The 14,508-nt window shown below is 69.9% G+C and carries 8 protein-coding genes; 4 read left to right on the top strand and 4 right to left on the bottom strand.

What is annotated here, in order from left to right:
- Positions 1-4: 4 nt before the first annotated feature.
- Positions 5-1,600, top strand: coding sequence for a HEAT repeat domain-containing protein (locus tag GTZ93_RS05965; RefSeq protein ID WP_120577751.1), 1,596 nt, complete (start codon positions 5-7; stop codon positions 1,598-1,600).
- 208 nt (positions 1,601-1,808) lie between these two features.
- On the opposite strand, the gene GTZ93_RS05960 is transcribed toward GTZ93_RS05965, so the two are convergent.
- The gene (locus GTZ93_RS05960) at positions 1,809-4,007 is read right to left on the bottom strand and encodes an FUSC family protein (protein WP_139915405.1); all 2,199 of its coding nucleotides are present in this window, start codon (positions 4,005-4,007) and stop codon (positions 1,809-1,811) included.
- 116 nt (positions 4,008-4,123) lie between these two features.
- Positions 4,124-4,756 (bottom strand): 30S ribosomal protein S4, encoded by a 633-nt coding sequence (gene rpsD, locus GTZ93_RS05955; RefSeq protein ID WP_121779379.1) that lies wholly within the window; start codon positions 4,754-4,756, stop codon positions 4,124-4,126.
- Positions 4,757-5,102: 346 nt separating this feature from the next.
- Here rpsD and GTZ93_RS05950 point away from each other — a divergent pair, with 346 nt between their 5' ends.
- Positions 5,103-6,896, top strand: a complete 1,794-nt coding sequence (locus tag GTZ93_RS05950; RefSeq protein WP_139915406.1) for a M4 family metallopeptidase — start codon at positions 5,103-5,105, stop codon at positions 6,894-6,896.
- A gap of 59 nt (positions 6,897-6,955) precedes the next feature.
- On the opposite strand, the gene GTZ93_RS05945 is transcribed toward GTZ93_RS05950, so the two are convergent.
- Positions 6,956-9,310 (bottom strand): arylsulfatase, encoded by a 2,355-nt coding sequence (locus GTZ93_RS05945; protein ID WP_139915407.1) that lies wholly within the window; start codon positions 9,308-9,310, stop codon positions 6,956-6,958.
- 132 nt (positions 9,311-9,442) lie between these two features.
- Positions 9,443-10,477, bottom strand: coding sequence for an aldo/keto reductase (locus GTZ93_RS05940; protein WP_120577747.1), 1,035 nt, complete (start codon positions 10,475-10,477; stop codon positions 9,443-9,445).
- A gap of 165 nt (positions 10,478-10,642) precedes the next feature.
- Between GTZ93_RS05940 and GTZ93_RS05935 the strand changes: the two genes are divergently transcribed.
- Both GTZ93_RS05935 and GTZ93_RS05930 read left to right on the top strand, forming a co-directional pair.
- Positions 10,643-12,424, top strand: a complete 1,782-nt coding sequence (locus GTZ93_RS05935) for an ABC transporter ATP-binding protein (protein WP_139915408.1) — start codon at positions 10,643-10,645, stop codon at positions 12,422-12,424.
- Positions 12,421-14,235, top strand: a complete 1,815-nt coding sequence (locus GTZ93_RS05930; protein ID WP_139915409.1) for an ABC transporter ATP-binding protein — start codon at positions 12,421-12,423, stop codon at positions 14,233-14,235. The genes GTZ93_RS05935 and GTZ93_RS05930 overlap by 4 nt, the downstream gene beginning before the upstream one ends.
- Positions 14,236-14,508: the final 273 nt, after the last annotated feature.

Raw genomic sequence — 14,508 nt, 5'->3', positions numbered from 1 at the left:
CCCCATGTCCCGCTCATTCGTCGCCCTGTCCCTGGCCGTTTCCTGCCTTGCCCTGGGGGGTTGCAAGAAGGAGGACCCCAAGACGCCGGAGTACTGGCAGTCCAGTCTGGAGGGGGCCAAACGCCCCGACGACAAGGTGCGAGTGATTGAGTCGCTGCGCACGTCGGGCAACGTCAATGAACAGTTCCTGCCCTTCCTGCACGGGCGGCTGTCCTCGGAGCGCCGGCCGGAGGTGAAGGCGGCGGTGGCCCGGACGCTGGGGGACTTGCATCACCCGACGTCGCTGGAGCCGCTGACGGCGGCGCTGGACCCCGGGGCTTCGGATGTGCCGGCGCAGCAGGTGAACAAGGCGGTGGTGGGCGCGCTGGGGCGGATTGGGGATGAGCGCGCGGTGCCGTCGCTGGTGCCGCTCTTGCGCAGCAAGGACAACTACACGCGCATCGAGGCCATCCAGGTGCTGGGCGCGCTGAAGGCGAAGCCGGCGGTGGAGCCGCTCATCCAGCTGGCGACGGACGAGTCCGCGGAGCCGTTCCTCAACAAGAAGGCCATCGAGGCGCTGGGGCAGATTGGGGATCCGCGCGCGGTGCCGGCGCTGATGCGCACGCTGACGAAGGAGCGCCGGGGCATGTCGTTCTACGTGGAGAGCAGCTTCGCGCTGTTCCAGCTGGGCGCGCCCGCGGCGGACGCGCTGCTTCCGGTGCTGGAGGGCAAGGACGCGGAGCTGCTCACGTGGGCGAAGGCGCAGGGGGTGAACCCCGCCAGCTACCCGATGAAGGCCGCGCAGGTGCTGGGCGACCTCCGGGAGAAGCGCGCGGTGCCCACGCTGTTGAAGCAGCTGTCGTTCACGCACTCGGATCCCCAGATTCAAGCGCTGGTGCGGATGCAGGCGGCGGACGCGCTCGGGAGGATGCGGGCGCAGGAGGCGGTGAAGCCGCTCGCGGGGCTCGTGGGTGAGCCGGACCCGACGGTGCGGGATGCGTACGTGCGGGCGCTGGCGCTGCTGGGCAGCCGGGACGCGCTCCCCGCGCTGGAGAAGGCGGCGGGCACCGGGGACTGGTACTCGCGGGAGATCGCCATGAAGGGCATCGCGCTCCTGGGGGATGCGCGGGAGCAGCCGATGCTCGCGAAGCTGGCGGCGGCGGAGCCCGCGCGCACGGCGGCGGACTGCCAGGAGACGGGCGAGGACGGGTGCCAGGATGCCGCGGCGCTGGGCAAGAAGCGCGCGGATCAGGTCCAGGGATATGGGGCGGTGCTGGAGGCGGCGCAGGCGTGCAGCGGCAACGCGGGCTGCTGGTCGCAGCGGCTGCCCAAGGCGGACGCGGTGCTGTTGCAGCGCGCGGCGCTGGAGGTGGGGCGCTCCGGGGCGGCGGACCAGGGTCCGACGCTGGCGTCCCGGCTCACCGAGCGCGATACCGAGGCGCGCGCCACGGTCATCCAGGCGGTGGACTGGCTGGCGGACGCGCCCGGCGCGGCGAAGAAGCTGCGTGAGGCGTCCCTGCCCGCGCTGAAGAAGCAGCTGGAGGACGAGAAGGGCAACTCCAACTTCGTGCGCGTGAACGAGGACCTGCGCCGGCTGATGGTCAAGCTGGAACGGGCGTAGCGCCATCCTGGAAGTGCGCGGAGGGCACGCGCATGTGCCCCCGCGCAAGCCGCGTCCGGGGCGGATGCGCGAGTCCCTGCCGCCGCGCATGCCACGGGTCACGCGAGGACAGGCGTGGCGCCATCCTCCGAAGCACGCAGCGCGGCGACAAGTGCGCCACCACGTGGCGAAACACGCGCTGGCGGTGGTCTCCGCTGCATGCCACGGGTCACGCGGGGACGGGAGTAGCGCCGTCCTCCGAGGCACGCAGCGCGGGCGGCATTCGCTCCACCGCATGGTGGAGCACACCCAGCTGACGCACCAGCCGCGACAGCTGCGTGCGCGCCAGCGCGTCCGCGCCCTCCAGGCCCGGAGTCTCGCGCTTGAGCGTTGACGGCACGCGGCGCGCCACCAACGCCGCGGACAGCTCCTCCAGCGCGTCCGACGCGTAGCGCACCACCGGCCCCAGGTCCGACTCCTGATGCCACGCGCGGCTCGCCGCCAACGCCGTCACGGCCGCGGTGAAGCGGCGCGCATAGGTGATCAACGCCATCCCCGGCTCCAGCTCCTTCGCCGGTCCCTTCCACTCACTCAGCAAGCGCTGGAACGACGCCTCCGCGGACAACAGCGCCACGCCCACCTTGCGGCGGGCCTCTCGCAGCGCCACCTCCGTGGACACCGGCGTCCGCGCCACCTCGCGCAGGTAGTGCTGGTCCGCCTTCAGCACGCCGGCCACCTCCTCGGCGAAGCGCGCGTGCTCGGGGCTCGGCCAGAGCAGCCGGATGCCCACCAGCGCCAGCACGCCTCCCATCAGCGTGTTGAGGATGCGCACCCCCGCGAGCTGCCAGTCCCCCGTCTGGATCTCCGCGAGCAGCACCAGCGCCGGCGCCAGCAGCACCTGGTACACCGTGAAGTTCAGCGGCCGCACGCTCACCGACACGCAGACCAGCAGCACGATGGCCGCCAGCATCAGCCACTGCGCGGGCAGCACGTGCACCAGCCCCATGGCCAACACGCTGCCCAAGAACGTGCCCGCCACACGCTGAAGCCCCTTCTCCGTGGTGAGCCCCGAGTACGGCTGCAACACGACAATCACCGTGATGGTCACCCAGTACCAGTGATTGAGCCCCAGCCCCTCCGCCAGCGCCGTCGCCACCGTCGCGGTGAGCCCCAGCCGCAGCGCGTGCCGGAAGACCACCGACTCCGGCGTCAGATGGTCGCGCAGCACCTTCCACCACGAACGCCTGCGCCCCGGCTCCAGCCCCAGCGGCTTCGTGTCCCGCTCCGGCAGCGGCGCGCCACTCTCCAGCCGGGACGCCACATCCAGCGCCACCGCGCTGTACTCCCGCAGCCGCCCCAGCAGCCCCGCCACGTGCGAGTACTGCGAGCGCGCCGGCTCCGGCAGTCCCCCGTCCGCATGGAGCACCCGCGTCACCCGCTCCGCGTCCCACGACGACGGCACCGGCACCGTGCCCCGCACCAGCGAGCCCACCACGCCCCGCAGGTCCACCGCCAACGCGCCCAGCGCGTGCTGCGCCTCGATACGGGCCGTGCGGCACGCCCCCTGGCGTGGCGCTTCGTCCAGCGCCTCCGACATCGCCGTGAGCAGGAGCGACAGCGCGTCCGCGTCCTCCAGCAGCACCAGCAGGTGCTCGCCCCGGCCGCTCTCCTCCTGCCGTCCCTGGCGCGTGGCCCCCAACGTCGCGCGCGCCGTCTCCAGCGACTGCCGCATGCGCGCGGCCCGCTGCACCGCCTCCCACGTCCCCACCCGCGAGGGCCCCTCCATGGGCCAGCCCGCGACCGCGTCCGCGAGGTCCGCCAGTTCGTCGTAACAGGCCGCGATGGCGAGCCGCGCGGGGCGGTAGGGCCTGAGCGGCCACAACACCAGCGCCAGGAACATGGACCACAGGCCGCCCGCGATGAAGTACGCCGCCTGCGACAGCACGGCTTCCGGCCCACGCTGCGGCAGGGCCAACGACACCACGAACAGGTTCGCCAGCAGCATGCCCACGATGCCCGGCGTGTCCCCGAAGCTGCGCGCGAAGCCGCACGCCGTCACCCAGAAGAACGTCAGCGCCACGTCCACCCAGAAGGGACTCGGCAGCGCGATGATGAACCCCACCAGCGCGCCCAGCACCGTCATCGCGCCCATGGCCCGAGCGCGCGTGCGGTACGGCCCGCCCTTGTCCACCAGCGCGACGAAGAGCCCGGCCATGCCCGCCCAGGACACCGCTGGCTGCGACAGGAGCGCGGAGATGAGCAGCGGAACCCCCAGCGCCAGCCCCGTGCGCAGCCCCGCCGACACCGCGGGCCGGCCCGGCTGGAAACGGAAGAGGCCCGCGACGTGACGGGGCAGGAGTCCCCGGGCCGCACGCCCTCGGGGCGCCACCCAGCCGTCCGCCACCGTCTCGCCTCCGTCCCCGCGCATTCCCGCTCCTTCCCCGGGTGAACGTCCCCTGGAGGAAGAAGATGGGGTGCGCGAGCGCCGGATTCCGCCCCTGCCCGCTCGCAGGCACGGCGAACGGACACAAGGCGGCCAGGCGGTCAGCTGCGCTGCGCGTAGTACTCGACGATGAACGGCTCGTTCACGTCCACGGGGATCTCCTCACGCTCGGGCAGCCGCACGTAGCGCATGCCCTCCCCTGCCCCCAGGACCTGCACGTACGCGGGCACCTGGCGGGACTTCATCCGTCCGAAGGCGTCCTGCACCGCCGCGAGCTTCAGGTGCTCCGCATGGAAGCGCACCTCGTTGCCCGGCTTGAGCCGGATGCTCGGGATGTCCGCGCGCTTGCCGTTCACCTGGAAGTAGCCGTGGCGCACGAACTGGCGCGCCTGGCGGATGCTCGTGGCCAGCCCCGCGCGCAGCACCAGCGCGTCCAGCCGGCTCTCCAGCAGCTGCATCAACACCTTGCCCGTGTTGCCCGGGGACCGGCGCGCTTCCAGGAAGGCGCTGCGGCACTGCTTCTCCAGCAGGCCGTAGTACAGCTTCAGCTTCTGCTTCTCCCGCAGCCGCTGCGCGAAGTCGCTCACCGACACGCGCGCCGTCGCCCCGTGCTGACCCGGCGGATACGGCCTGCGCAACACCGGATCCTTGTCAGGGTCCTTCGCGGTGATGCGCGACAGGGGGATGCCAAGCCGCCGACACATCTTTCCACGGGGTCCCAGTTCACGAGCCACGGTGCGTTCCTCCGGCCTTCCTGTTGGGTCGAGCCAAGTTGAAGTTGATAATCACTATCAATTTCAATACCCACGAAGGGAGCGGCCGGTCAAGCTTCCAGACACGGGGTGTGGGTGGACGGCCGTGCACAGGCAGGGTGAAAATGAACGGAAATACAACCCCGCGCACCTGCTTACCTACCGGTCGGAATGTGCTTCCGGGCGGATGTAGGACGAAAACTTCACCTGTGAATTCATGAGCTTGGACCCACTCATGATCGTGTAAGCAACAGCCCACACGCAACAATGGGACGGCTGACACGAGAATCAATTTGTCCGCTTCAACTTCCCTGAAAGCCCGCCCCCCATGGCCCTGCGCACCGACCTCTCCAAGCCCGTTGTCGCCACCCAGAACCGCACCGACACGAAGCCGGTGAACACCGTGAAGCCCCAGGGCCCGGTGGGCATGAGCTCGCAGTCCAGCTTCAGCACGGGCGCGCCCTCCAAGGCGAAGGCCACGGTGGCGCTGAACGGCGTGGGCCAGAAGCTGACGCCGGGCCCGGTGGACCTCACCAGCCCCCAGGCGCAGCAGGCCGTGCAGCAGACGGTGTCGTACGTGAACCAGAAGAACCCGCAGCTGACGGGCATCACGGGCGGCACGTCGTTCTCGCCGCGCTCGGTGGAGCGCGACCAGCTGGGCATGACGCACGTGCGCATGGACCGCATGCACGAGGGCCTGAAGGTCGCCGGTGAGCAGATCATCGGCCACCTGGACGCGAAGGGTCAGTTCGACAGCCTGACGGGCGACGTGTCCAACGTCCCGGTGGGCATTGGCAAGGCGCCCACGAAGCTGACCGCGAAGGACGCGCTGGCCGTGGCGCAGAAGGACTTCAACGGCGAGACGTCCAAGGCGCCCACCGCGGAGAAGGTCATCGTCAAGGGCAAGGACGGCCAGTACCACGCCGCCTACCACGTGACGCTCACCGACACGAAGGTGTCCAGCGGCAAGGACCCGCGCTCGATGAACTACTTCATCGACGCGAACACCGGCGAGTCCCTCAAGCAGTACAACACGCTGAGCCACCTGGACCGCACGACCAACGCCAAGCGCGCCGATGGCACCTCGGGCACGCCCGCGCAGACGCCCACCCCCCCGACGACGCCCACGACTCCGGGCACGGGCCGCGTGGCGGACGACCAGACGATGTACAGCGGCAAGGTCGACATCCAGACCACGAAGAACAAGGACGGCACGTACTCGCTGGATGACAAGACCCGCGGCAAGGGCATCGTGACGTACGACGCGAAGAACCGCGAGGAAGCGTCCGGCACCACGGGCTTCACCGACAACAACGACGTCTGGGGCGAGAAGACCGACCCGTCGCGCGCCGCCACCGCGGTGGACGCGCACTACGGCGCGGAGATGACCTACGACTTCTACAAGGAGATCCTCGGCCGCGACTCCATCGACGGCAAGGGTGAGAAGCTCGTCTCCTACGTCCACACCGACGTGAACCTGGTGAACGCGTTCTGGGACGGCGAGAAGATGCAGTACGGCGACGGCGACGGGAAGGACTCCGGCCCGCTCACCACGCTGGACATCGCCGGCCACGAAATCACCCATGGCCTCACGGAGCGCACCGCGGGCCTGGAGTACGAGGGTGAGTCCGGCGGCCTCAACGAGTCCTTCAGCGACATCATGGGCACCGGCGTGGAGTGGTTCGCCAGCCAGAAGAACAGCGCGGTGAAGTTCGACTGGGCGGTGGGCGAGGACGCGTGGACGCCCAAGAACGGCGACAACACGGACGCCCTCCGCTACATGAACGACCCGACGGCGGACGGCTACTCCATCGACAACTACAAGAACTTCCCGAAGATGACGGAGGTCCACGGCTCCAGCGGCATCGCGAACAACGCCTTCTTCCTCCTCACCGAGGGCGGCAAGAACAAGACGTCCGGCATCGAGGTGAAGGACGGCATCGGCATGGAGAAGAGCCTCAAGGTCTTCGGCCGCGCGCTCACCACGTACATGACGCCGCAGACGAACTTCTCCCAGGCCCGCGCCGCGACCATCAAGGCCGCCACGGACCTGTACGGCAAGGACTCCACCGAGGCGAAGAAGGTCGCCGAGGCCTGGACCGCCGTCGGCGTGACCAAGTAGTCCGCTGAGCTTTCAGGCCCGGACGGGAGCCCTGCGCTCCCGTCCGGGCCTTTTTCTTTTCACTGCTTCGCCATGGCGGCCTTCTGTTCGCCCGCGGTATCCCGGATGTGCTCCCCGGAGACGTCCACCGTCACCTCGTGGAGCGTGCCGGTGAACTCGAAGGGCGCGGTGTAGCGCTGGCTGACGGGCGAGTTCTCGTCCCGGCCGCAGGTGAGCCCCTCTCCCAGGCTGATGGCCACCGGCATGGTCGCGTCGATGGTGCTCTGCGCCACCAGGTCGCCGTTGATGTAGAGCCGGCCGCGTCCGGGAGTGCCCCGCCCCACCTTCAGGTCTGGCTTGCCGGTGGGCTCGAACTCGAACCGCAGCTTCGAGCGTCCCTCCGGCACGTCCACCGCCGACTCGATGTGGAACTCCTGCTCGCCGAGGTAGTTGTAGGCGTAGTGCAGCTTGTGGTCCTGGATGAAGAGTGAGTAGCCGCCGGTGAGGCCGCCGTGGCTGAGCAGCACGCCCTCCGTGTCCCGCGTCACCTCCGCGTCCGCGGTGATGGTGTGGGGCCGGTTGAGCACGTGCACCGCCGCGTTCTCCGGCGCGGGCGACGTGTGCGGCCGGTACACGTAGCGCGTGCGGTCCTTCGTGAGCTGCGGGCGCTCCATGGCGAACACGGCGCGGGTGGGCGACGCGAGCGGCAGCACCTGGTAGCGCCCGGCTTCGGCGTACCAGAGGGCGATCATCTCGATGAGCTTGCCCCGGTGCGCCTCCGCCACGTTCTTCGTCTCGGAGCAGTCTTCCGCCACGTGGTACAGCTCCCAGCCGTGCGTATCCAGCTCGCGCAGCCGGTCCTCGTCGAGCAGTGACTCACCGAAGCCCTCTCCGGCCTCCTTGAAGGACGGGCCGGGGAACGGGCACACCGCGCGCCAGCCGTCGTGGTAGATGGCGCGCGAGCTGAACATCTCGAAGTACTGCGTGCGGTGTCGGCCAGGCGCGTTCCCGTCGTTGAACGTGTGCTTGAAGCTGACGCCTTCGATGGGTGACTGGGTGACGCCGCGGATCTCCGCCGGCGGCTCCAGCCCCAGGCAGTCCAGCACCGTGGGCACCATGTCGATGGCGTGCGCGTACTGCGTGCGCACCTCGCCCTTCGCCTGGATGCCCTGGGGCCAATGGACGAGGAACGGGTCGGTGGTGCCGCCGCGGTACGTCTCCCGCTTCCAGCGGCGGAACGGCGTGTCCCCCGCCCAGGCCCAGCCCCACGGGTAGTGGTTGAAGTGCTTCGGGCCGCCCAGGTCCTCCAGCGCCGCCAGGTTCTGCGCCAGGGACTCCGGCGCGTTGTTGAAGAACTTCAGCTCGTTCACGGAGCCGTGCGGCCCGCCCTCCGCGCTGGCCCCGTTGTCGGACAGCACCATGATGAGCGTGTTGTCCAATTCGCCGGTGTCCTCCAGGAACTTCAGCAGCCGGCCAATGTGGTGGTCCGTGTGCTCCAGGAAGCCCGCGAACACCTCCATCATCCGCGCGTAGAGGCGCTTCTCCTCCGGGGGCAGAGAGTCCCACTGCTGCACGTCCGGGTCATGCCGGGACAGTTGCGTGCCCCGGGGAACCACGCCCAGCTCCAGCTGCCGCTGGAACACCTTCTGGCGGTAGGCGTCCCAGCCATCGTCGAACTTGCCCGCGTAGGCATCCGCCCACTCGCGGGGGACGTGGTGGGGCGCGTGCATGGCGCCCGTGGCGAAGTAGAGGAAGAAGGGCTTGTCGGGCGCGACCTGCTTGGTGTCCGCGATGCAGTCGACGGCGCGGTCCACCAGGTCCGGGGTGAGGTGGTAGCCCTCTTCGGGAGTGCCGGGCGGGCGGATGGCGTGGTTGTCGTGGACGAGGTCCGGGTAGTACTGGTGCGTGTCCCCGCCCAGGAAGCCGTAGAAGCGCTCGAAGCCGCGGCCCAGCGGCCAGCGCGAGTACGGCCCGGCGGCGCTCGTCTGCTCCGCGGGGGTCAGGTGCCACTTGCCAATGGCATACGTGTTGTAGCCGGCCGCCATCAGCATCTCGGAGAGGAAGCCATTCTCGAAGGGGATGGTGCCGTTGTAGCCGGGGTAGCCCAGCGACGTTTCGGTGATGGTGCCCATCCCGTTGGAGTGGTGGTTGCGGCCGGTGAGGATGCACGAGCGCGTGGGCGAGCACAGCGCGGTGGTGTGCATGTTGTTGTAGAGCAGCCCGCCTTGCGCCAGCCGGTCCAGGTTCGGCGTGCGGATGGGCGAGCCGTAGCAGCCCAGGTGCCCGAAGCCCGTGTCGTCCAGGATGATGAACAGGACATTGGGCGCGCCGGGCTTCGAGCGCAGGGGCGAAGGCCACGCGGGAGACGACTGCTCCCAGGTGCGGCCGATGACGCCGGGAAACGGACTGCCGGGTTTGTATTCCTTGAGGGACATGGGCGGGCGCGCCTCCACGCGGAGAGAAACGTTCTCGTGCGTGAGGTGCATCGCCCCCGGAGGCAGCGAATCTGCCCTCGGGACGGAGGCGGCCGGACCCAGGCCCTGGCCGCCTCCTGCTTCACACCCCGCTCACGTCACGGGGAACGGGTTGCGCTCGTGGAACTGGCGCTGGTGGAAGTACGGGTACGGCCAGGGAGTGGTGCTGGCGGCGTCCAGCGTGGCCACCTGGGCGGGCGTGAGGTTCCAGCCGATGGCGCCCAGGTTCTGGCGCAGCTGCTCCTCCGTGCGCGCGCCGATGATGACGTTGGACACGGTGGGCCGCTGGAGCAGCCAGTTGAGCGCCACCTGCGGCACCGTCTTGCCCGTCTCCTGGGCCACGGCGTCGAGCGCGTCCACGACCTTGAAGAGGTACTCCTCCGGCACCTGCGGGCCGCCGGCCGCGGTGGCGGGGTTGTTGAGGCGGCTGGTCTCCGGCTTCGGCGCGCCCCGGCGCAGCTTGCCGGTGAGCCGGCCCCAGCCCAGCGGGCTCCACACCACCGCGCCCACCTTCTGGTCCTGCGCGAGCGGCATCAACTCCCACTCGTAGTCGCGGCCCACGAGCGAGTAGTAGGCCTGGTGGGCCACGTAGCGCGCCAGGTTGTAGCGCTCCGACACGGCCAGCGACTTCATCAGGTGCCAGCCGGAGAAGTTGGAGCAGCCGAGGTAGCGGATCTTCCCCGCGCGCACGAAGCCGTCCAGCGTGTTGAGGACCTCCTCCACGGGCGTCACCGCGTCGAAGGCGTGGAGCTGGAACAGGTCGATGTAGTCCGTCTTCAGCCGGCGCAGCGAGGCCTCCACGGCGCGCGTGAGGTGGAAGCGCGAGGAGCCCACGTCGTTGGGCCCCGTGCCCGCGCGGAAGGTGGCCTTGGTGGAGATGATGGCCTTGTCGCGCCGGCCCTCCAGCGCCTTGCCGAGAATCTCCTCCGCGAGCCCGGCGGAGTAGCCGTCCGCGGAGTCGAACATGTTCACGCCCGCGTCCAGCGCGATGTCCACGAGCCGCGTGGCCTCCTTCACGTCGCTGGAGCCGAAGCCCTTGAAGAAATCACCAGCGCCACCGAATGTGCCCGTGCCCAGACTGAGGACGGGGACCTTGAAACCAGAACCACCCAGCTGCCGGTACTCCATGACGTTCACCTCGTGACGAAGCGGGAGGAAAGGCGGCCCACGTAACGGGCCGTGGCGCGGCGCGCAACCGTCGTTTCGCGACATGCGTGGTGCTTGAAGCGGAGCGTGGGGGCGCCCATCATGCGCGCGCCTTCCCGGGCGGGGAGGAAGGGGTCCAGGTCTCACGTGAGCACGTCCGCGCCACCCGCATCCGGCCGTCCGCCCATCCTGCGGGCATTGGGCTATCTGCGCCGCTATCGCCTGGAGGCGCTGGGCGCGCTGCTGTCGCTGCTGCTCGTCTCCGTGGCGAACCTGGGCGCGCCGCAGATGATCCGCATCGCCATCGACCACGGGCTCGCGCGCGGGGAGATACGGCCCGTGTGGCTGGCGGTGGGAGGCCTGGTCGCCATCGCGCTGGGGCGCGGCCTGTTCAACTTCCTGCAGGGCTACCTGGCGGAGCGCGCGTCGCAGGGCGTGGCGTTTGATTTGCGCGACGCGCTCTTCGCGCGCATCCAGCGGCTGTCCTTCAGCTACTACGACCAGGCGCAGACGGGGCAGCTGCTCACGCGGCTGACGAGCGACGTGGAGGCGGTGCGCACCTTCGTGGGCAGCGGCGTGGTGCAGTTCGCCGCGGCGGCGGCGATGCTGGTGGGCTGCGCGGGGCTGCTGCTGTACCTGGATCCGGTGCTGGCGCTGGCGGCGCTGAGCACCGTGCCGCCCATCCTGTGGGTGCTGCGCCGGTTCATGCAGCGGATGCGTCCGCTGTTCGGCCAGCTGCAGGCGCTGCTGGGCTCGCTCAACACCACGCTGCAGGAGGACCTGCGCGGGCTGCGCGTGGTGCGCGCCTTCTCCGGCGAGGCGAGGGAGCTGGAGCGCTACGGGAAGACCAACGCGGAGCTGAAGGAGAAGAACCTGCGGGTGGTGGACGCGCTGGCCGGCAACTTCCCCCTGGTCACCTTCATCGCCAGCATGGGAACGCTGATGGTGGTGGGCGTGGGAGGCTGGCGCATCCTCCATCAGAAGCTGACGCTGGGAGAGCTGGTGGCCTTCATCAGCTACCTGACCTTCCTGCTGATGCCCCTGATGACGCTGGGCTTCTTCGCGGCCAGCATGTCGCGAGCGAGCGCGTCCGCGCAGCGCCTCTTCGAGCTGCTCGACACGACGGTGGAGGTGGCGGACCGCCCGGGCGCGGTGCCACTGCCTCCATTGCAGGGCCGCATCGAGCTGCGCGACGTGCGCTTCCGCTACGCGGGCAGCGACCGCGAAATCCTGCGCGGCGTGAGCGTGACGTTGGAGCCCGGGCAGCTGGTGGCGGTGCTGGGCACCACCGGCTCCGGCAAGAGCACACTCATCAACCTGCTGCCGCGCTTCTACGACGTCACCGGGGGCGCGGTGCTGCTGGACGGACATGACGTGCGGGACGTGACGCTCGCGAGCCTGCGCTCGCAGATGGGCGTGGTGCTCCAGGACGCGCTGCTGTTCTCCGGCACGGTGCGGGAGAACATCGCCTACGGGCGCCCGGAGGCGACGCAGGCCCAGGTGGAGGCCGCGGCGGAGGCGGCCCAGGCGGCGGAGTTCATCCGCGAATTGCCTCAGGGCTACGACACGGTGGTGGGCGAGCGCGGCGTGGGGCTCTCCGGTGGGCAGCGGCAGCGGTTGGCCATCGCGCGGGCGCTGCTCACGGACCCACGGCTGCTCATCCTGGACGACAGCACGTCCGCGGTGGACGCGCGCACGGAGACCGCCATCCAGGGCGCGCTGGACGCGCTGATGCGGGACAAGCGCAGGACGGCCATCGTCATCGCCCAGCGCATCAGCACCGTGCGGGACGCGGACCTCATCCTGGTGCTGGATGAGGGGCGTATCGCCGCGAAGGGGCGCCACGAGGAGTTGAAGGCCTCCAGCGAGCTGTACAACGACATCCTCGGGTCGCAGCTGCAGCCGCCGCGTCAGGAGGAGGTGGCATGAGGCGGCCTGGAAGCATCGAGGCGATGGCGGAGCTGGAGATGGGCCGCGCGAAGCACCGCGGGAAGGTGCTGCGCCGGCTGCTGGGCGAGCTGCGTCCGCACGCGAGCACGCTCACCGTGGCGATGGTCTTCATCCTGGTGGGCGCGGCGTGCCAGGCGCTGGGGCCGTACCTGATGAGCCGGGCCATCGACCACGACATCGGCTCGGGGGACGGCTGGGGGTTGTTGCGGACGATGGGGGTGTTGTTCGTCGTCTACGTCGTGGGATTGCTGACGCAGCAGGCGCAGACGCGGCGGGTGGGCCACACGGGGCAGCACGTCCTGTCGGACCTGCGCCTGCGCCTCTTCTCGCGGCTCCAGCAGCTGCCGCTGTCGTGGTTCGACCGGCGGCCGCTGGGCGACCTGATGAGCCGGATGCTCAGCGACGTGGACACGCTCAACCAGCTCTTCGCGCAGGGGCTGACGCAGCTGTTGGGGTCGCTGCTGGGGCTGGTGGGCGTGCTCGTCGCGATGTTCGCGCTCAACTGGCGCCTGGCGCTGGCGTGCTTCTCCCTCATCCCCGCCATCGTGTTCACCACGTGGTTCTTCGCGTCGCGGGCGCGCAATGCCTACCGCAAGACGCGGCAGACGGTGGGCGACGTGACGGCGAACCTCCAGGAGGAGATTGGAGGCGTGCGGCAGGCGCAGGCCTTCAACCGCACGGAGAAGAACATCGAGCGCTTCCGTGACAGGAACGCGGCAAACCGCGACGCGAACGTGGCGGCGGTGGGCATCACGTCCGCGTTCTCGCCGGCCATCGACCTGCTCTCCACGCTGTCCACGGCGCTGGTGATTGGCTACGGCGGCGCGCTGGCGCTGAGCGGGCAGCTCACGGTGGGCGGCGTGGCGGCGTTCCTCATCTACGTGCAGCAGTTCTTCCGGCCGGTGCAGCTGGCCGCGTCCGTGGCCGCGCTGATGCAGTCCGCGCTGGCGGGGGCGGAGCGCATCTTCTCCATCCTCGACGAGACCACGGAGCCGCCAGACGTGGCGGGCGCGATGGAGCTGGGGCCGCTCCAGGGCCAGGTGGTGTTCGAGGGCGTGTCCTTCGGCTACGACGCCGCGCGGCCGGTGCTGCGCGACGTGTCCTTCCACCTGGAGCCCGGCCAGACGCTGGCGTTGGTGGGGCGCACGGGCGCGGGCAAGACGACGGTGGCCAGCCTGGTGCCGCGCTTCTACGACGTGACCGGGGGCACGGTGCGCGTGGACGGGCACGACGTGCGCCAGGTGACGCGCGCGAGTCTGCGCCAGCAGATGGCCATGGTGCTCCAGGAGCCGTTCCTCTTCAGCGGCAAGGTGGCGGACAACATCGCCTATGGGAAGGCGGACGCCACCCGCGAGGACGTAGAGGCGGCGGCGAAGGCGGTGCACGCGCACGACTTCATCACCCAACTGCCGCAGGGCTACGACACCGTGCTGGGCGAGGGCGGCGCGACGCTCAGTCAGGGGCAGCGGCAGTTGCTCGCGTTCGCTCGCGCGGTCATCGCCAATCCGCGAGTGCTCATCCTGGACGAGGCGACGGCGAACATCGACACGCGCACGGAGGCGCTCATCCAGCTGGCGTTGGGGCAGCTGTTGTCCGGCCGCACGAGCATCGTCATCGCGCACCGGCTCAACACCATCCGCCACGCGGACCTCATCCTGGTGCTGGAGCACGGCACCGTGGTGGAGCGCGGCAACCACGAAGAGCTGCTCGCGAAGGGCGGGCACTACGCGGAGCTGTACCACCAGCAGTTCCGCGACACGCCGGAGCCGACGGTCAAGGCGCTGGGCTGAGCGCGCGCCGCAGCCACGGTCATCCAAACCCATGCGCCTCGTCGTTACGGGGGGCTTCGCCTCTGTGCCGGGCGGAAACATGCACCCACGGTGCTCGGACGAGGCTCGATGGGCCGTCTCCGGCATTCCAGTTCCCGCCAGGCCTGCATCTCGCTTGCACGGCTGACCGCCCTTCGTTACCCAGCGGCCGAGGGTGCGGCCCCGGCGGCATGCGCTTCGAGGTGGCGATCTCCAGCATTCATTGCGTTGGAGCCGGACGCGCCCCTCTTCACC

Origin of the sequence: Corallococcus exiguus (assembly GCF_009909105.1) — a bacterium.
Classification (GTDB): domain Bacteria; phylum Myxococcota; class Myxococcia; order Myxococcales; family Myxococcaceae; genus Corallococcus; species Corallococcus exiguus.
The sequence above is the reverse complement of the archived record's forward strand: the minus strand, read 5'-3'. Positions and strand labels throughout refer to the sequence as shown.